Annotated in this window: 18 protein-coding genes; 11 read left to right on the top strand and 7 right to left on the bottom strand. The window is 61.4% G+C overall.

Translation table 11 applies throughout. The features are described from left to right. From pta to GOX63_RS20695, 7 genes are all read left to right on the top strand, one after another. Positions 1–1,093: phosphate acetyltransferase (pta, locus tag GOX63_RS20725; RefSeq protein WP_367647224.1), on the top strand; the 1,093-nt coding region annotated here is incomplete at its 5' end. 71 nt (positions 1,094–1,164) lie between these two features. Next, the gene (locus GOX63_RS20720; protein ID WP_170547043.1) at positions 1,165–2,196 is read left to right on the top strand and encodes a YeiH family protein; all 1,032 of its coding nucleotides are present in this window, start codon (positions 1,165–1,167) and stop codon (positions 2,194–2,196) included. A gap of 27 nt (positions 2,197–2,223) precedes the next feature. Then, complete coding sequence (locus tag GOX63_RS20715; protein WP_170547040.1) at positions 2,224–5,043, top strand: molybdopterin oxidoreductase family protein; 2,820 nt, start codon at positions 2,224–2,226, stop codon at positions 5,041–5,043. Next, on the top strand, positions 5,040–5,789 hold the full coding sequence (locus GOX63_RS20710) for a 4Fe-4S dicluster domain-containing protein (protein ID WP_170328144.1): 750 nt from the start codon (positions 5,040–5,042) through the stop codon (positions 5,787–5,789). The genes GOX63_RS20715 and GOX63_RS20710 overlap by 4 nt, the downstream gene beginning before the upstream one ends. Then, positions 5,789–6,676 (top strand): dimethyl sulfoxide reductase anchor subunit family protein, encoded by an 888-nt coding sequence (locus GOX63_RS20705; RefSeq protein WP_170547037.1) that lies wholly within the window; start codon positions 5,789–5,791, stop codon positions 6,674–6,676. The genes GOX63_RS20710 and GOX63_RS20705 overlap by 1 nt, the downstream gene beginning before the upstream one ends. 103 nt (positions 6,677–6,779) lie before the next feature. Then, complete coding sequence (locus GOX63_RS20700) at positions 6,780–7,241, top strand: carboxymuconolactone decarboxylase family protein (RefSeq protein WP_170547034.1); 462 nt, start codon at positions 6,780–6,782, stop codon at positions 7,239–7,241. Continuing rightward, on the top strand, positions 7,238–8,122 hold the full coding sequence (locus tag GOX63_RS20695; RefSeq protein ID WP_170547032.1) for a sigma-70 family RNA polymerase sigma factor: 885 nt from the start codon (positions 7,238–7,240) through the stop codon (positions 8,120–8,122). The genes GOX63_RS20700 and GOX63_RS20695 overlap by 4 nt, the downstream gene beginning before the upstream one ends. Before the next feature lie 36 nt (positions 8,123–8,158). On the opposite strand, the gene dapA is transcribed toward GOX63_RS20695, so the two are convergent. Further along, the gene (gene dapA, locus GOX63_RS20690; RefSeq protein WP_170547029.1) at positions 8,159–9,031 is read right to left on the bottom strand and encodes a 4-hydroxy-tetrahydrodipicolinate synthase; all 873 of its coding nucleotides are present in this window, start codon (positions 9,029–9,031) and stop codon (positions 8,159–8,161) included. A gap of 133 nt (positions 9,032–9,164) precedes the next feature. Here dapA and GOX63_RS20685 point away from each other — a divergent pair, with 133 nt between their 5' ends. Next, complete coding sequence (locus GOX63_RS20685) at positions 9,165–11,129, top strand: lytic transglycosylase domain-containing protein (RefSeq protein ID WP_170328139.1); 1,965 nt, start codon at positions 9,165–9,167, stop codon at positions 11,127–11,129. Here GOX63_RS20685 and GOX63_RS20680 read toward each other — a convergent pair. Both GOX63_RS20680 and mnmD read right to left on the bottom strand, forming a co-directional pair. After that, the gene (locus GOX63_RS20680; protein WP_170328138.1) at positions 11,103–11,972 is read right to left on the bottom strand and encodes a DMT family transporter; all 870 of its coding nucleotides are present in this window, start codon (positions 11,970–11,972) and stop codon (positions 11,103–11,105) included. The two genes, GOX63_RS20685 and GOX63_RS20680, sit on opposite strands and share 27 nt — an antisense overlap. Then, the gene (gene mnmD, locus GOX63_RS20675) at positions 11,969–12,634 is read right to left on the bottom strand and encodes a tRNA (5-methylaminomethyl-2-thiouridine)(34)-methyltransferase MnmD (protein ID WP_170328137.1); all 666 of its coding nucleotides are present in this window, start codon (positions 12,632–12,634) and stop codon (positions 11,969–11,971) included. The genes GOX63_RS20680 and mnmD overlap by 4 nt, the downstream gene beginning before the upstream one ends. A 49-nt stretch (positions 12,635–12,683) precedes the next feature. Here mnmD and GOX63_RS20670 point away from each other — a divergent pair, with 49 nt between their 5' ends. Both GOX63_RS20670 and GOX63_RS20665 read left to right on the top strand, forming a co-directional pair. Then, positions 12,684–13,724 (top strand): NAD(P)/FAD-dependent oxidoreductase, encoded by a 1,041-nt coding sequence (locus GOX63_RS20670; protein ID WP_170328136.1) that lies wholly within the window; start codon positions 12,684–12,686, stop codon positions 13,722–13,724. Between the two features lie 26 nt (positions 13,725–13,750). After that, positions 13,751–14,197, top strand: coding sequence for a GNAT family N-acetyltransferase (locus GOX63_RS20665; RefSeq protein ID WP_170328157.1), 447 nt, complete (start codon positions 13,751–13,753; stop codon positions 14,195–14,197). Between the two features lie 33 nt (positions 14,198–14,230). On the opposite strand, the gene GOX63_RS20660 is transcribed toward GOX63_RS20665, so the two are convergent. From GOX63_RS20660 to GOX63_RS20650, 3 genes are all read right to left on the bottom strand, one after another. Next, entirely contained in the window at positions 14,231–14,773 is a 543-nt protein-coding gene (locus GOX63_RS20660; protein WP_170328135.1) for an NADPH-dependent FMN reductase, read from the bottom strand. Between the two features lie 116 nt (positions 14,774–14,889). Further along, the gene (locus tag GOX63_RS20655; protein ID WP_170328134.1) at positions 14,890–15,561 is read right to left on the bottom strand and encodes an OmpA family protein; all 672 of its coding nucleotides are present in this window, start codon (positions 15,559–15,561) and stop codon (positions 14,890–14,892) included. Positions 15,562–15,679: 118 nt separating this feature from the next. After that, positions 15,680–16,372, bottom strand: a complete 693-nt coding sequence (locus GOX63_RS20650) for a helix-turn-helix transcriptional regulator (protein WP_170328133.1) — start codon at positions 16,370–16,372, stop codon at positions 15,680–15,682. Between the two features lie 103 nt (positions 16,373–16,475). Between GOX63_RS20650 and GOX63_RS20645 the strand changes: the two genes are divergently transcribed. Next, complete coding sequence (locus tag GOX63_RS20645; RefSeq protein ID WP_170328132.1) at positions 16,476–16,661, top strand: hypothetical protein; 186 nt, start codon at positions 16,476–16,478, stop codon at positions 16,659–16,661. A gap of 3 nt (positions 16,662–16,664) precedes the next feature. Here GOX63_RS20645 and GOX63_RS20640 read toward each other — a convergent pair whose 3' ends face one another. Beyond that, complete coding sequence (locus GOX63_RS20640; RefSeq protein ID WP_170328131.1) at positions 16,665–17,312, bottom strand: RluA family pseudouridine synthase; 648 nt, start codon at positions 17,310–17,312, stop codon at positions 16,665–16,667. Between the last annotated feature and the right edge of the window lie 77 nt (positions 17,313–17,389).

Below are 17,389 nucleotides of genomic sequence, written 5' to 3'. Positions count from 1 at the left end.
TGAAGAAGCCGGTCGAAGTGGCAGGCATCAGCGCCGACGACATGAACCAACAGGCTGGGGTTTAATCCGCGTGAAGCCTCTGCGCGCCATTCTCGGGACGGCCAGTGCCTCCGACAAGATCATCGCCCTGGCCGAGGGCGATGATCCCCGTGTGGTCGAAGGCGCGGTCATGGCCGTGAAAGAGAACGTCGCGCGGATCATCCTGATTGGCAACAAGGCCGAGGTTTCGGCCTTGTTGCAAACCCATGAGGGCTACGATCCCGAGCGGATCGAAATCCACGATCCTGTTGATTCTGCACTGACACCGGAACTGACGCAGGCGCTGTACGAACGGCGCAAGCACCGGGGAATGACCCTTGATGAGGCGCAGCAGCAGATCAAGGACCGTCTGACCTATGCCGCCTTGCTGGTACAGCAGGGCATCGCAGACGGCACTGTCGGCGGCGCGGTCGAAACCACGTCCGACACCGTGCGCGCCGCGCTGCAGATCATCGGTACGGCCCCGGATGCGGCGATGGTCTCAAGCTTTTTCCTGATGCTGTTTTGCAAGGACCATCACGAGGTCAAAGGCGCACACATCTTTGCCGATTGCGGTCTGGTCGTTGATCCGGACGCACAGGAAATGGCCGAGATCGCCCGCGCCTCGGCCGCGTCCTATGAAACCCTGACTGGCGAAACCGCGCGAGTGGCGATGCTGTCCTTTTCCACATCCGGCAGCGCCGCACATGCCAAAGTTTCCAAGGTCGTCGAGGCCACGCGTATTGCGCGCGAAAAGGACCCGACCTTGCTGATCGACGGAGAGCTGCAGTTCGATGCAGCCTTCGTGCCTGAGGTTGCGGCCAAGAAGGCCACGGACTCGCCGCTGAAGGGTGAGGCGAATGTCTTTGTCTTTCCCAGTCTGAATGCGGGCAATCTGGGCTACAAGATCGCCCAGCGCATCGGCGGGGTCGAGGCGATCGGCCCGGTGCTGCAGGGATTGGCCAAACCGGCCAACGACCTGTCGCGTGGCTGTTCGTCCGAAGACATTCTGCACATGATCGCCGTGACGGCCGTGCAGGCTCAACACATCAAGTCCAAGCGGGAGGCGCGTTGACCCGGCCTCCGAGAACCCAGGGCGGCGAACCCGCCGGTACCGCAATTTTTTCCAGAAGGCATATCGGGTAGATGCTGGCAAAGACCGAAATTACGTCTCTTATCGGCGCAAACGCCGCGCACACGATCCGCACCCTGTTTCCCGGCGTGCTGGTCGCGACTACCGTTGCCGTGACTGCCAAGTTCCTGTCCGAGCATTATGCGACACCGGCGATGTTGATGGCGCTGTTACTGGGCATCGCGCTCAGCTTCTTGGGGGAAGAGGGCAAAACCGTCCCCGGCATCGGCTTTGCCGCGAAATCGCTGCTGCGACTGGGTGTGGCGCTTTTGGGCGTGCGTGTTTCGATGACACTGATGATGGGGTTGGGCTGGGACCTGATCGCGCTGGTCGTTGGCGGCGTGCTGGCCACGATTGCCTTTGGCCTGCTGATCGCACGGTTCTTCGGCCACAAATGGCGCTTTGCCTTTCTGACCGCGGGATCGGTTGCGATCTGCGGCGCCTCGGCGGCTATGGCCATCAGCGCCATCCTGCCCAAGGATGATCGCTCCGAGGAACGGCTGATCTTTACCGTTCTGGGCGTCACCGTCTTGTCGACCATCGCGATGATTGCCTACCCTATTCTGGTGCGCATGCTGGGCATGAGCGACGTAGCAGGCGGCGTGTTCCTTGGTGGCACAATCCATGACGTAGCGCAGGTGGTTGGTGCTGGATTCTCGATTTCGGAACAGACCGGCGACACCGCGACATTGGTGAAACTGTTCCGCGTTGCGATGCTGGCGCCGGTGGTTCTGGTCGCCTCGCTGATAATCCGTGGCGTCACTGATATGGACGAGGCGGGAAAGCGCCCCCCGATCCTGCCCAGCTTTGTCGTGGGCTTTCTGGTTCTGGCCGCGGCCAGCTCATTCGGCCTGATCCCGCCCTTCATCTCGGACCTGCTCAGCCAGGTTTCTCGCTGGTTGCTTCTGATCGCCATCGCAGCAGTCGGCATGAAGACAAACCTGAAACAGATCCTGTCGGTCGGCGGCGCTGCAATCGCCCTGATCGTCGTAGAAACTCTTTTCATTGCAGGAGTTATCCTCGCCGGAATAACATTCCTGACCTGATCCGCCGCCCCGACAGAAGGACGCCAGATGACCATCCAGCAACCGAAGATCGACACCAGCCCCAAAGTCTCGGACGAGGTCCGGCGCACCACCTGTTACATGTGCGCCTGTCGCTGTGGCATCAATGTACACATGAAGGACGGCAAAGTTGCCTATATCGAGGGCAACCGAGATCACCCGGTCAACAAGGGCGTTCTGTGCGCCAAAGGGTCGGCGGGGATCATGCAGGTCAACGCGCCATCCCGTCTGCGCAAGCCCTTGCGGCGGGTAGGTCCGCGCGGCTCGGGTGAGTTTCGTGAAATCGAATGGGACGAGGCGATCAGCACGGCCGTCGGCTGGCTGAACGAACTGCACGAAACCGCGCCGCAGAAACTGGCCTTCTTCACCGGTCGTGATCAGAGCCAGAGCTTCACCAGCTTCTGGGCACAGAATTTCGGCACGCCCAATTACGCGGCGCATGGAGGTTTCTGCTCGGTCAACATGGCGGCAGGCGGCATCTACACGATGGGCGGCGCCTTCTGGGAATTCGGCCAACCCGATTGGGACCATACCAAGCTGTTCATGCTGTTCGGCGTGGCCGAAGACCATGACAGCAACCCGATCAAAATGGGCATCGGCAAGATCAAGGCGCGCGGCGCACGGGTGATCGGGGTGAACCCGATCCGGTCGGGCTATAACGCCGTGGCTGACGATTGGGTCGGGATTACGCCGGGCACCGACGGTTTGTTCATCCTGTCGCTGATTCATGTGCTGATGAAGGCGGGCAAGATCGACCTGGACTACCTCAGCCGCTACACAAATGCCCCAGTTCTGGTAAATGCCGCAGAAGGGCCTGAGAAGGGCCTGTTCCTGCGCGACGCCGACGGCAAGCCGCTGGTGATCGACCGCGTCACGGGCAAGCCCACCGCCTTCGACAAACCCGGCGTCCGTCCGGACCTGTCGGCCACTTTTGAAAAAGACGGCGTTACGCACCGCCCGGTCTTCCATCTGATGGCTGAGAAATACCTCTCCGACGACCACGCCCCCGAGGCTGTCGCCGACCGCTGCGGCATCCCAGCCAAGCGCATTCGCGCCATCGCCGCTGAGATCGCCCGCGTCGCCTTTGACGAGGCCATCGAGTTGGACCAAGAGTGGACCGACTTCCGGGGAGAGACTCACTCCAAGATGATCGGCCGCCCCGTCAGCTTCCACGCCATGCGCGGCATTTCGGCCCATGCCAACGGCTTCCAGACCTGCCGCGCGCTGCACGTCCTGCAAATCCTGCTGGGCACCGTCGAGGTCCCCGGCGGCTTCCGCTTCAAGCCACCCTACCCCAAACCTATCGAAGCCCACCCCAGCCCTCACGGTGACCGTCGGCCCGGACGCCCGCTGGAAGGTCCGCATTTGGGATTTGTCCGTGGCCCCGAAGACCTGCTGATCGACGATTGCGGTACGCCACAGCGCATCGACAAGGCGTTCACATGGGAAAACCCGATGTCGGCCCACGGGCTGATGCACATGGTGATCTCGAACGCCGCTGCCGGTGATCCTTACAAGATCGACACGCTGTTCATGTATATGGCGAACATGTCATGGAACTCGTCCATGAACACCAAGGGCGTGATGGAGATGCTGACGGCCCGCAATGAGGATGGCAAATATACCATCCCAAAGATCATCTATTCCGATGCCTATTCCTCGGAAATGGTGGCCTATGCCGACCTGATCCTGCCCGACACCACCTATCTGGAACGGCACGACTGCATCTCTCTGCTGGACCGCCCGATTTGCGAGGCTGACGCGGCCGCAGACGCCATCCGCTGGCCGGTGGTTGAACCTGACCGGGATGTGCGCGGGTTCCAGTCGGTGCTGATCGAACTGGCCAACCGCATGAGCCTGCCGGGCTTCACCAACGAAGACGGAACGCCGAAGTGGAAGGACTACGCCGACTACATCGTCAACCACGAACGCAAACCGGGCATTGGCCCGCTGGCCGGGTTCCGGGGCGAAAATGGCGACAAGGAAGGGCGCGGAGAGGTCAATCCGGACCAGTTGAACCGCTACATCGAAAACGGCGGCTTCTACGTCGCGCATATCCCCGAAGGCGCGGATTACTACAAACCGTGGAACATGGCCTATCAGGACTGGGCAGTTGGGATGGGGATTTATGACAGCCCGCAACCCTATCTGTTCCAGCTTTATTCCGAGCCGATGCGACGGTTCCAGCTTGCCGCCGAAGGTCACGGAGATCGCCAGCCCCCCGAGCACCTGCGCCAGCGCATCAAGGACACGATGGACCCGCTGCCGATCTGGTACGAAACCGACCAGCAGGGCAACGAAGGCTTTACCGTCAACGCCCTGACCCAACGCCCGATGGCGATGTATCACAGCTGGGGCACCCAGAACGCGTGGCTGCGCCAGTTGCACGGGCGCAACCCGCTTTATGTCCCGACCAAACTGATGCGCGAACACGGGCTTCAGGACGGCGATTGGGCCAAAGTCAGCTCTCCGCACGGGGAAATCACCGTGCCGGTGATGGAGATGGCTGCCCTGAACGAAAACACCGTCTGGACTTGGAACGCCATCGGCAAACGCAAAGGTGCCTGGGCGCTGCAAGAGGATGCGCCAGAGGCGACCAAGGGCTTCCTGCTGAACCACTTGATCCACGAACTGCTGCCGCCAAAAGGGGATGGGCAACGCTGGGCCAATTCTGACCCGATTACCGGGCAGGCCGCATGGTTCGACCTGAAAGTGAAAATCGAGAAGGCTGCAGCCCCGAGTGATGCAGAAAGCCAGCCCGAGTTTGACCCGATCAAGTCACCCGTTGGGACCGGCCCGAAAGATCTTGCGTGGAAGGTAGGCAAATGACTCAACTCCCCCAATCCACCGAGCGCAAAATGGGTCTGGTCATCGACCTCGATACCTGTGTCGGCTGCCATGCCTGCGTGATTTCATGCAAAGGCTGGAATACCGAAAACTACGGCGCGCCCCTGTCGGATCAGGATGCCTATGGCGCCAACCCGTCGGGCACTTTCCTGAACCGTGTGCATTCCTACGAGGTCACACCGGCCGAAGGTCACGCCCAACTGATCCACTTCCCCAAGTCCTGCCTGCACTGCGAAGACGCCCCCTGCGTCACCGTCTGCCCGACCGGGGCCAGCTACAAGCGGGTCGAGGATGGCATCGTGCTGGTCAATGAAAGCGACTGTATCGGCTGCGGTCTTTGCGCCTGGTCCTGCCCCTATGGCGCGCGGGAACTGGATGTCGCCGAGGGTGTGATGAAAAAATGCACCCTCTGCGTAGATCGTATCTATAACGACAACCTGCCCGAGGTGGACCGTATCCCCTCATGCGTCCGCACCTGCCCCGCCGGTGCCCGGCATTTCGGCGATCTGGGCGACCCCAACAGCGATGTCAGCAAACTGGTCGCGGAACGCGAGGGGATGGACCTGATGCCGGAAATGGGCACCAAGCCCGTCAACAAATACCTGCCGCCACGGCCCAAGGATCAGATTGAGGACCAGATCGACATTCTTGCGCCCCTGCTGGCCCCGGTCGCCGAAGAGCCGAAAGGCTTCCTCGGCTGGCTCGACAAAACTCTGGAGAAGCTCTGATGCACCCAGCCCCTTCTGTCATCATCTTCACCACCTGTTCCGGACTGGGCTTCGGGTTGCTGTTTTTCCTTGGCCTCGGCCAACCCGAGGTGACCGGTTTCGTCGCCTTTGTGTTTTACCTCATCGCCTACGCTCTGGCGGTGGGCGGTCTACTGGCCTCAACCTTCCACCTGGGGCATCCCGAGCGCGCCTGGAAAGCGTTCAGTCAATGGAGGTCCAGCTGGCTCAGCCGTGAGGGGATCTGCGCGGTTGCTGCCCTTCTTGTCATGGGGCTTTATGCCCTTGGGGCCGTGTTTGCGGGCAGCCACTGGACGGTTATAGGTTGGATCGGAGCGCTGCTCAGCCTCGCCACCGTGTTTACAACTTCGATGATCTACACGCAGCTCAAGACCATCCCGCGCTGGAATATGAACCTGACGCCAGCAATGTTCCTGTCTTTTAGTCTGGCAGGAGGCGCGCTGTTGGCTGGCGCCGAGGCCTTGGCCCCGTGGCTGCTGGCCATCGCAGGTGCTGTGCAGTTGGCCTATTGGGCCAAGGGCGACGGTGCGTTTGCCCGGTCTGGTACCACACTCGGCACTGCCACAGGGCTGGGAGGCCGTGGTGCCGTCCGCGCCTTTGAGCCTCCACACACGGGTACAAACTATCTGCTGCGTGAGTTCGTCCACGTGGTGGGCCGTAAACATGCGCAGAAACTGCGGGTGATTTCCTTTGGTCTGGCCTTTGTGCTGCCCTTGCTGCTGATCCTGATCCCTGTTTCAGGGGTTGCGATCAAACATATCTTTGCGCTGCTGGCCGTGCTGTCGCATCTGACAGGCGTCGTGGTGTCACGCTGGCTGTTCTTTGCGCAGGCGGAACATGTGGTAGGGCTGTATTACGGCAAACGCTGAACGAAAGAGCCTTGATCCTGAGGCTCTTTTTTTTGCGATTCATGTCACAAACCCGGTGGCGCGACCGTCCTGTTCTTGTTCAATACCAAAACAGGAGAATGCGATGTCCCCCCGGATCAATCATTTTGCCGCCGCCCCCGAGCTATTGCAGCCCATGCTCGACATGGAGGAAAGACTGCATGCGTCGGAACTGGAACACAGCTTGATCGAGCTTGTGAAGCTCAGGGTTTCTCAAATCAATGGCTGCGCATATTGCATCCACATGCACACACATGACGCGCGCGCGAATGGCGAAACCGAGGATCGGCTGCATCTGTTGAACGCCTGGCATGAATCTTCGCTGTATTCAGTACGTGAACGGGCGGCGCTGGCTTGGGCGGAGACCCTGACCCGGATCGAAACCAGCCGTGCGCCAGACAACACCTATGAGGAAATGGCGGCCCAGTTTTCAGAAAGGGATCAGGTGGCACTGACCCTTGTGATTACCACGATCAATGCTTGGAACCGATTGGCAGTGGGGTTTGCAATGCCTCACCCCGTTGACAATAAGGCCACAGCCGCATGACCGGGTCAGAGCCCGCCCCCGACGACCGGGCTTTTGTCGATATGCAACCGCGTCTATTCGCGGTTGCCTACCGAATGCTCGGATCGGTCAGTGATGCCGAGGACATCGTGCAGGACGCCTATCTGCGCTGGCGGCGCGTTGATGTTGAACAGGTCCACGATAAGACAGGTTATCTCATCCGTGTCGTCACAAGGCTGTGCCTCGACCACTTGCGGGCAGCGCGAACTGTGCGTGAGACCTATCCCGGAGAGTGGCTGCCGGAACCACTGGTCACCGAGGACGCGACCGAGCGGCTGGACCGCGATGTCTCGGTCGCCCTGCTGATGGCGCTGGAGAGGTTGTCACCGCTGGAACGCGCCGCCTTCCTGCTTCATGACGTGTTCGAACATTCCTATGACGAGTTATCCCAGACACTGAAGCGTAATCAAAACAGCTGCCGCCAGCTTGTCAGCCGCTCCAGGAAACACGTCGAACAGGTGAGGCTGCGCGCGCCTGTTGCACGTGAGCAGGGTGAAGAACTGGCCAAGGCGTTTTTTAAGGCTGCCAAAAGCGGCGATACCAAACATCTGACGGATTTGCTTGCGCGAGACGTTCAATTGCACTCGGATGGCGGGGGTAAAATCATCGCGACCCTGAACCCGATTTATGGAAGGGACAAAGTCATTCGGTTTTTTGCAGGGCTGGCGCGGAAACCTTCGGCCCCGCGCGCCAATTCCTGGACATTTTGCTGGCTAAATAGCCAACCGGCAATCCTCAACCGAGAACCCGGCGGATCGCTGCAGGCCACATCTCTCAAAATCGAGAACGGCAGGATTGCGGCCATCTACATGGTACGTAATCCCGACAAGACCCGGCATCTGGGCGAACTGCTCAGCGAATAGGGCCTGCTGTAGTAGGCAGGCCCATACTCTTTAGGCTCAGAGCAGTCCTGCGTGGGCCATCGCAGCGTCGATGGCGGCCTTGGTGCTGTCGTCCAGCGGTGTCAGCGGCGAGCGTACCTCTTCACTGCACAGGCCCAGCTTGCTGAGCGCGTATTTTGCACCTACCAGACCCGGCTCGATAAAGATCGCTTCGTGCAGAGGCATCAGACGGTCCTGATAGGCCAGCGCCTTGGCATAATCACCCGCCAGCGTCGCCTGCTGGAACTCGGCGCACAGTTTCGGTGCCACGTTTGCGGTGACCGAGATACAGCCAACGCCACCATGCGCGTTGAAGCCCAGCGCCGTCGCGTCTTCACCTGACAGCTGGCAGAAGTCCGGCCCGCAGGACGCACGCTGCTGGCTGACGCGGGCCAGATCACCGGTGGCGTCCTTTACGCCAACGATCCGCGGCAGCGCGGCCAGCTCTCCCATCGTTGCGGGGGTCATGTCGATGACCGACCGGCCGGGGATGTTGTAGATGATGATCGGAATATCGGCGCAGTCATGCAGCGCGCGGAAATGCGCAATCAGGCCCTTTTGGGTCGGCTTGTTGTAATAAGGCGTCACCACCAGCGCCGCATCCGCGCCGATCCGTTCTGCGAATCGCACAAACCGGATCGCTTCGACCGTGTTGTTCGAACCTGCACCCGCGATTACCGGCACGCGACCGGCAGAAGCTTTGACAACCTCTTCCACCACGGTTTCGTGCTCTTCATGGCTGAGCGTCGGACTTTCGCCGGTGGTGCCCACGGGAACCAGCCCGGTCGAGCCTTCCTGAATCTGCCATTCCACCAAGTGTTTGAGTGTCTTCAAGTCCAACTCGCCGTTTGTGAACGGGGTGACGAGGGCTGGCATTGAGCCTTTGAACATGACACGCTCCTTGGTGTGCGGTTAGCAATTTTTGCGCTTGGGGCCATCACAATCGTCGCGATGTGAGTTGATCCCGGCGGCGCAAGGTTTATCCTGAGTGGCTGTATCCTTGGTTGGTTAGGAAATGCAAGGCATGACACGCGTTCTGGCACTATTGATAGCGGTGATTCTGGGGTCAATCGGGCAGGCGCGGGCCGACGCCGTGGGCGATCTGCGCGCCGGGATGTCCGAGATGCACAAGGGCGACTGGAATGCGGCCTTGCGTGTATCGGGCAACCGAGGGTCGGTGAGCCGCGATATCATCGTCTGGCACTGGTTGCGCCAGGGCTTTGGCAGCTCGGGCGATGTGCTGGTGTTTCTGGACCGTCGGTCCGACTGGCCCGGGCTGGCTTGGCTGCGACGCAAAAGCGAACCTGCCTTCACGGGTGCCGATCCCGACCGGGTGTTGAAATTCTATGCCGGTAACCCGCCGCAAACGGCAGAAGGTGCGCTGAACTATGCCGTCGCGTTGAAGGCAAAGGGGCGTCCGGGGGATGCCGAGGCCGATATCGTGGCCGCGTGGCACACCATGCCGATGGGGTCCGGACTGCAGAAAGACTACATTGAGAATTTCGGCAAGCTGCTGAAACCCCATCACACCGCCCGGTTGGACCGGATGCTGTGGGATGGGCACCTCGTCAGCGCCGGGCAGATGCTGCCCTTGGTCAGCGTCGATCAGCGCAAGCTGGCCGAGGCGCGAATTGCCCTGCAAAAGCGCCAACCCGGTGTGGACAACAAAGTCGCTGCGGTTCCTAAGTCGCTGGCGGGATCTCCGGGGCTGGCCTTTGACCGGTTTGTCTGGCGCGACAAGAAAGAACTGGACGACAGCGCGATCGACTTGATGCTGGCGCGCTCGACCGGGCCAGATGCGCTGGGTGAGCCGGACAAGTGGGGCGAAGGCCGCCGCCGTCTGGCGCGGCTTGAGATGCGCAATGGCGATGCCAGCCGCGCCTATCAGATCGCCGCCAACCACCACATGACGCCCGAGATGGGCTATGCCTATGCCGATCTGGAATGGCTGGCCGGGTTTCTTGCGCTGCGCAAGCTGAACGATCCCGCCACGGCGGTTCGGCATTTCCAGAACTTTTCGGGCGCGGTGGAATCGCCGATCTCAAAAGGGCGTGGCGGCTATTGGCTGGGACGGGCCTATGCGGCGCAGGGGGATGCCGACAAAGCCTATGACGCCTACGCGATGGGCGCGGACTATCAGACTTCGTTCTATGGCCTTTTGGCAGCTGAGCGGATCGGAAGGCCTTTTGACAGTGAACTGGCCAACCCGCGCCGGGCGCCGCATTGGAAACAGGCCGAGTTTGCCGATTCCAGCGTGCTGGAGGCCGGGCTGTTGCTGCTGCGCGCCGGGGAAAACAATTTATCCGAACGTTTCCTGACCCATCTGGTCGAAGAGCTGGACCCGGTGCAGGCTACACAACTGGGCGATTTGGTGATCGAACTGAAGGAACCGCATCTGGCGGTGATGATTGCCAAACGCGCCGCGAAAACCGGTGTCGTGCTGCCCGCCGCCTATTACCCTGTGCATCCGGTGGCCGATATGGGCCTGCCCATGGCCAAAGAGATGACGCTGGCCATCGCCCGTCGTGAAAGCGAATTCGACCCGGTGGTGGTCAGCGGAGCAGGCGCACGCGGTTTGATGCAGGTGATGCCCGCCACGGCCAAGCTGGTAGCCAAGGAACTGGGCATTCTCAGTGGGCACAAGACGCTGAAACTGACCTCGGACTGGCAGTACAACGCCAAGCTGGGGGCAAATTACCTGTCCGGGCTGGCCGCGGATTTCAACGGCAACGTGGTGATGATGGCCGCAGGCTACAACGCCGGGCCGCGGCGTCCGATTTCGTGGATGGAGCGTTATGGCGATCCCCGCGCCGGTGAGATCGACGTGGTCGACTGGATCGAGACGATCCCCTTTAGCGAGACCCGCAACTACGTGATGCGGGTAGCGGAAAGCCTGCCGGTCTATCGCGCCCGCCTGGGTCAGCCCGCGCTGCCGGTTCCGTTCTCGCAGGAGTTGGTCGGCTCAACCCTGGCTTCGTTCGCGCCATAGGGTGAACAGACCCGCAGCCACAACCAATGCGGCCCCGAGGATAACCGCGGGCCGCAACGCCTCACCAAAGACTGAAATGCCTATGATGGCCGTCCAGACCAGATGGAAATAGGCAAAGGGCTGCACCGCGCTGGCTTCGGCCATTTCATAGCATTTGATCAGCAGCCAGTGCCCCAGAACGCCACTGACGCAAAGCACCGCCATCCACGCCCAGTCCGCGCGCGCCATCGGCTCCCAGAACCACATCCCCACCAGCGTCATCGCCACGGCCCCGGCCACCCCGGTCCAGAAGAAACTGGTGGCCGCGGTGTCCTTGCGGGCGGCATAGCGGGTCAGCAGACCATAGAGCGCGAACAATAACGCCGAAATCAGCGGGATAATGGCCCATGGGTTAAACACACCCGCGCCGGGTTGCAGAATGATCAGAACGCCGATGCAGCCCACGCCAATCGCCACCCAGCGCCGCCAACCGACCTGCTCGCCCAGAACCGGCCCGCTGAGTGCCGCGACCAGCAACGGGTAACAGATGAACACCGCCATGCTGTCGATCAGACCCAACACGGTAAAAGCGTAGACGGCGACGCAAATCTCGGTTGCCAGCAAAACGCCGCGAAACACCTGTAGGCCAAGTTGGTTTGTCTGGGTCGCCGCCTTTAATCCTCCGGGAGACCGCGCCGCTAGCGCTATGACAAATGCGGCGAAGAACCAATAGCGGATCATCACGACCATATAGGTGTTATAGTTGCCCGCTAGATGGCGCGAGATACCGTCCTGCAAGGCAAACACAACAGTCGCCGCGATCATCAGCGCGATACCCGCGCGGGTGTTGTTCTGCTGCGTCATTCCCGGATCGCCCGGGTCATGTGGCGCTTACGACCGTATCCCGGAGTGCGGGTGACGGTGAAACCTGCTTCCTCCAGCCCACGCCGCACGATGCCGGCGGCGGTATAGGTGGCCGCCGTGCCGCCCTTGGCCGTGTGGTCGGCCACCTGCTGCATCAGGTCCCCCCCCCAAAGTTCGGGGTTCTTGGCAGGGGAAAACCCGTCCAGAAACCAGGCGTCGGCCTTTCCTTTCCATGCGGGCAGTGTTTGCCGCGCATCGCCTTCGATCACTTCAAGATGCAGGGTGCCCAGATCACAAGTACCGCCCTCCCACCGGGCCAGGAAACGGTCGGCCCAAGGCGCAAGCTCGGGGAAGGCCTCCAGCGCACGCGTCATGTCCTCGGGCACCATCGGAAAGGCTTCGAAACTGGTGAAGGTCAGGGGCGTAGTCTGACCCGCCTTCTCCCACTCGGACCATACGGTCAGCATGTTCAGACCGGTGCCAAACCCCAGTTCGGCAATACGAAACCCCGGTGCAAACCGAACAGGCAGGTCATTGCCCGCCAGAAACACATGCCGCGTCTCTTCCAGCCCGTTTTGCAACGAGAAATACGGATCGTCGAAACGGTCCGAGACCGGAATCTGATCCTCGGTCCATGTCAGTTCAGCGCGCTGGTCTGCCATCGGGGAATCCTGTAGCTAAGCGGCGCGACACTGAACAAGGAAAAGGGGAATGGCAATGGTCGATGTAACGGTGCGCGGTGCGGGCATCTTTGGCCTGTCCATCGCGTGGACCTGCGCCCGGCGCGGCGCCAAGGTTCAGGTCGTCGATCCGTTCGGTGCCGGTTCAGGCTCCAGCAGCGGGCTGGTCGGTGCGCTGGCCCCACATGTGCCCGAGAACTGGAACGCCAAGAAGGCCTTTCAGTTCGACAGCCTGATCATGGCCGAACCGTTCTGGAAACAGGTCGAGGCGACCGGCGGCGTTTCCCCGGGATATGCGCGTCTGGGCCGGTTGCAGCCCATTGCTGATACCCGCACGCTGGAGCTTGCCCATGCCCGCGCGGTCACCGCTGTTGAGCTGTGGCAAGGTCGTGCGGAATGGCGGGTGGTCGAGGCCGAGTCGCTCGGGTCATGGTGCCCGCCCAGCCCGACCGGTTTCGTAATCCACGACACGCTGAGCGCCCGGATGCACCCCCGGCGCGCCTGTGCCGCGCTGGTTTCGGCACTGGCCGTGATGGGCGTGGACGTGGTGACGGAAGCGCCGGACCAAGGGCAAGTCGTTCATGCCACCGGTCTGGCTGGGTTGCAGGAGCTGAGCCAAGCCTTCGGCAAAACCGTCGGCAATGGCGTTAAGGGGCAGGCCGCACTGTTGCGCTTTGATGCGGGTGAAGTGCCGCAGCTGTTTGTCGATGCCATCCATATCGTGCCCCATGCAGATGGCACGCTGGCGATCGGTTCGACCTCGGAACGGGATTATGACGACCCATCCAGCACCGATGCCGCGCTGGATGACGTGCTGGACCGCGCCACGCGGGCGGTGCCTGTGCTGCACGGTGCCGAGGTGATCGAACGGTGGGCCGGGGTCCGTCCCCGCAGCAAAAGCCGCGCCCCGATGCTGGGTGCGCATCCGTTGCATAAGGGTCAGTTCATCGCCAATGGCGGCTTCAAGATCGGTTTCGGCATGGCCCCGAAAGTGGCCGAAGTGATGGCCGATCTGATGCTGGACGGGCGCGATACGATCCCCGCCGATTTTCGGCCCGAGGCGTCTTTGTGATCGTCGATAAAACACCTACACGCCTGATGTCAGACAGCACACGCCTGACAGAGGTCTTGCATCTGATCCGCGAGACTTTTGCCTATATGGAGGGCCGCATTGACCCGCCCTCTTCAATGCATCGCCTGACTGTGGAAGAGCTTCAACGTCAGGCGCGTGACGGTGAGATTTGGGGGATAGGAGACCGGCCCAATGCAGTCGTCTTTCTGACGCCCAAACCAGACTGCCTGTATCTGAGCAAACTTGCCGTTGCCCAAAACAAACGCGGTCAGGGTCTGGCCCGACGTCTGGTGGAAGTGGCTGAACACCGGGCCCGGGCCAAAGGGTTTCGGGCGTTGGAATTGCAAACCCGGGTCGAACTTGTCGAAAATCATGCAGCCTTTGCACGCCTGGGATTCGCGATAACCGGCGAGACAACCCACGCCGGTTATGATCGAACAACCTCGCTTACGATGCGAAAGCGACTGGACTGACGCCCCGCCCCAAGAAATCGTTTGTGTGGTAGGTCAAAATCCCGCTTCGGCCCGCAGTTTCTCCATCAGCACCCGCAAACTGCTTTCATAGCGGTCGCTGGACAGTTTCCCCTGCTCGTCGAACTCGTTCGAGCTGTTGGCCAGATGGATTTCCGGCCCCTGCAAGATGCGCGGCTGGAACGGCACCATATAGCTGCGCAACACCATCTGCGCCCGTTCACCGCCCGCACGGCCTGCGGCGGCCGACATCACGGCAACCGGTTTGTCGGCCCAGGGGCGGCCCTCGGTTCGGCTGACCCAGTCCAGCGCGTTTTTCAGCACGCCTGACGGTCCCTTGTTGTATTCCGGCGTGGAAATGATCACTGCGTGGGCCTGCGCGATCTGATCCGCCAGCATCTGGACCGCCTGCGGAATGCCCTCGCCATCTTCCAGATCACCGTCATAGAGCGGCAGGTTCAGATCGGCCTCGATATGGGTGCCAGGATTGAACAGCCGGGCCGCCTCGCGCAGAAGTTTGCGGTTGGTGGCGTTTTGGCGCAACGAGCCGGAGAGGCTCAGCAGGATCGGTTCCGACATCAGGAAACTCCGTCATGGTGTTTCCCAATAGCTAGCCCAAAGCCTGCGCGCACCAAAGCCCAGTTGACGCGCAGTCAATGTGCAAAAAAGGGGCACCCGTAGGTGCCCCTCATGTCTTATGTGCGACCGTTGGGAATGATCTCGATATCGACCCGGCGGTTCCGGGCTTTACCCTCGGGCGTCAGGTTCGAGGCAGCGGGACGGTTTTCACCCAGACCGATCGTGCTGATCCGGGCACCGCTCACACCATTGGCCTGCAGGATATCGGCCACCGACCCGGCGCGGCGTTCGGACAGGGTTTGGTTATAGGACGCTTCGCCATCACTGTCGGTATGACCGATGACCTGAACGTTCGAGTTGGGGTATCTCGTCAGGTTCTGTCCCACTCTCTCCAGATCAGCGCGCAGCGCCGGACGCACGGTCGCGCTGTCGGTGTCAAAAGAGATATCATTGGGCACGGTGACAATCAGACGGTCGCCGGCATTGGTGACGGTGATACCCTGATTGGCCAGTTGCTGACGCAGCTCGGCAGCCTGACGATCCAGCTGGTTGCCGATCAGACCGCCACCGGCGGCACCCACTGCGGCCCCGGCCAAGGCGCCAAGACCCGGGTTCGAGTTATTGGCGATCGCGCCAACACCAGCCCCGACCAGACCACCCAGAAGCGCACCCTGTTTGGCGTTCTGATTGGGATCGCTCGGCAGGTTCAGCGTGGCGGGATCCGTGCAGGCACCCAGAAACAAGGCCGAGCACAGCCCGGCGGACAATACAAATTTGGAAATCGTCATGATATCACCTTCTGCTCCGGCGCCCGTTTGCCGGGCGCGTTTTGTTTGGTGCAGTTTATCACGCTGCCTGCGGGTGTGCTCAAGCAACAATCCAGTGAAATCGGCGAATACCTGCCACTCAGGACGCCCTTGCCGAGGTGTCCCAGCGGTTCTGCTCCTGCCACAGCGCCCGCAGAGGTTCGCCTTGCCCGCAAAAGTGATCCTCGGTCAGTTCACAGGCCCAGATACGGTCGGTGCGGAAATGGCGGAACCCATTGCGCAGCTCGCACCACGCGGCCAGCAGGGTGCATTCGATGTGGTAAATCAGCGCGACGGGCCGGACGATCCGTTCGGTTCGCTCACCTTCGCCGTTCACATAGGTGATACGGATCTTGCGTTCGTCCCGGATTGCCTCGCGGTAGTTCACCACGGGCACACATCCTTTTTCGGGGTCATCCATGGGTGCGCCCCACGGGGCCACCTGCAACCAGTCGGCGGGCGCGCGCAGCGCTTCGATCTTACGGCACACCCGGTCGGCGGCCTGTTGCAACGTGCTGTCGCCGGTGCGCGCCAGCATCGACAGGCCGACCCACAGCGCCTCGACCTCTTCCGCGTCGAAATTCAGCGGCGGCAGGTCATAGCCGCGCCGCATCAGATACCCGACACCGGCCTCGCCCTCAATCGGAGTGCGTTGCGCCTGCAGGGCCGCAATATCGCGATAGACCGTGCGTTCTGAGACTTCGAGCTTTTCTGCCAGCATTTCAGCCGTCACCGGCGCCTCGGCGGCGCGCAGAATCTGGATGATCTCGAACAGGCGGGTGGAACGGCGCATGGGTTTCTCCGGTTCATCTGCTGACACTCTAGCACACCCCCCTGACAGGGTGGTGTCAGGAGTGATGGGTGAGACTTGAGCTCAGACGAAAAGGAGATCACCGATGCCAAGCCTCGACAATCACGTGATGATGACCCTGAAACTGGGTCCCTGGGCGCAGGATCACACCCTGCGCAGCTTTGAGATCGAACGCGAGATCATGGCCGCTCGTCAGCGCTGCGCCCCGCGCAAACGCCGCGGACGGTTTTCTCTGGGCAATCTGAAAATGCTGTGGACCAGCACCGCCTGAGGGTCAGAAATCCGCCTTGGCGCGGAACTTCATCGACACCCCGCCTTCGGGGTTCTTCAGGCGCAGTTCCTCGGAATGCAGCATCAGGCGCGGGAAATCCCGCGCCGCACCTTCGGCGTAAAACGGGTCACCCAGAATCGGGTGACCCAGCGCCAGCATATGAACCCGCAACTGGTGCGACCGGCCCGTTTTCGGGAACAGACGAACGCGCGTCGTGTCCCCTTCGTGCTTCATGACACGCCAGTCGGTGACGGCGGGTTTGCCCGTCTCATGACACACCATCTGTCGGGGCCGGTTGGGCCAGTCCACGATCAGCGGCAGATCAACGGTTCCGGTCTTTTCCGCAACCCGCCCCCAGACGCGCGCCACATAGGTTTTGCGGGTCTGACGGTTCTCGAACTGCATACTCAGATGGCGCTGCGCATGGGGGGTTTGGGCAAAGACCATTACGCCCGAGGTATCCCGGTCCAGCCGATGCACCAGCAACGCCTGCGGAAACGCCGCTTGCACCCGCGTCAGCAGGCAATCGGCAAGATGCTCCCCCCGACCCGGCACCGACAACAGCCCCGAGGGCTTGTTCACCACAATCAGTTGCGCGTCCTCGTACAGAACGTCCAGAGGGGTCTTCGGGGGATCATAGGTCTCGCTCATGCGCGCCTGCCTATCGCAGCGCGCGACCTCCCGCAACGTCGCGCTTGCCTGAACGAAACGGTTCAGCAACTCTGCCC

The sequence above is a fragment of the Ruegeria arenilitoris genome, assembly GCF_013031355.1.
GTDB classification, from domain to species: Bacteria; Pseudomonadota; Alphaproteobacteria; order Rhodobacterales; family Rhodobacteraceae; genus Ruegeria; species Ruegeria arenilitoris_C.
This window is presented reverse-complemented; position numbering and strand designations above follow the sequence as displayed.

Excerpts from the sequence above, each read along its gene's own strand:
- GOX63_RS20695 (WP_170547032.1), top strand. The coding sequence starts at position 7,238 with ATGACCGGGTCAGAGCCCGCCCCCGACGACCGGGCTTTTGTCGATATG.
- GOX63_RS20665 (WP_170328157.1), top strand. The coding sequence starts at position 13,751 with ATGTCAGACAGCACACGCCTGACAGAGGTCTTGCATCTGATCCGCGAG.
- GOX63_RS20685 (WP_170328139.1), top strand. The coding sequence starts at position 9,165 with ATGACACGCGTTCTGGCACTATTGATAGCGGTGATTCTGGGGTCAATC.
- GOX63_RS20670 (WP_170328136.1), top strand. The coding sequence starts at position 12,684 with ATGGCAATGGTCGATGTAACGGTGCGCGGTGCGGGCATCTTTGGCCTG.
- GOX63_RS20680 (WP_170328138.1), bottom strand. The coding sequence starts at position 11,972 with ATGACGCAGCAGAACAACACCCGCGCGGGTATCGCGCTGATGATCGCG.
- dapA (WP_170547029.1), bottom strand. The coding sequence starts at position 9,031 with ATGTTCAAAGGCTCAATGCCAGCCCTCGTCACCCCGTTCACAAACGGC.
- GOX63_RS20650 (WP_170328133.1), bottom strand. The coding sequence starts at position 16,372 with ATGCGCCGTTCCACCCGCCTGTTCGAGATCATCCAGATTCTGCGCGCC.
- GOX63_RS20705 (WP_170547037.1), top strand. The coding sequence starts at position 5,789 with ATGCACCCAGCCCCTTCTGTCATCATCTTCACCACCTGTTCCGGACTG.
- GOX63_RS20660 (WP_170328135.1), bottom strand. The coding sequence starts at position 14,773 with ATGTCGGAACCGATCCTGCTGAGCCTCTCCGGCTCGTTGCGCCAAAAC.
- GOX63_RS20715 (WP_170547040.1), top strand. The coding sequence starts at position 2,224 with ATGACCATCCAGCAACCGAAGATCGACACCAGCCCCAAAGTCTCGGAC.
- mnmD (WP_170328137.1), bottom strand. The coding sequence starts at position 12,634 with ATGGCAGACCAGCGCGCTGAACTGACATGGACCGAGGATCAGATTCCG.
- GOX63_RS20700 (WP_170547034.1), top strand. The coding sequence starts at position 6,780 with ATGTCCCCCCGGATCAATCATTTTGCCGCCGCCCCCGAGCTATTGCAG.
- GOX63_RS20640 (WP_170328131.1), bottom strand. The coding sequence starts at position 17,312 with ATGAGCGAGACCTATGATCCCCCGAAGACCCCTCTGGACGTTCTGTAC.
- GOX63_RS20645 (WP_170328132.1), top strand. The coding sequence starts at position 16,476 with ATGCCAAGCCTCGACAATCACGTGATGATGACCCTGAAACTGGGTCCC.
- GOX63_RS20720 (WP_170547043.1), top strand. The coding sequence starts at position 1,165 with ATGCTGGCAAAGACCGAAATTACGTCTCTTATCGGCGCAAACGCCGCG.
- GOX63_RS20655 (WP_170328134.1), bottom strand. The coding sequence starts at position 15,561 with ATGACGATTTCCAAATTTGTATTGTCCGCCGGGCTGTGCTCGGCCTTG.
- GOX63_RS20710 (WP_170328144.1), top strand. The coding sequence starts at position 5,040 with ATGACTCAACTCCCCCAATCCACCGAGCGCAAAATGGGTCTGGTCATC.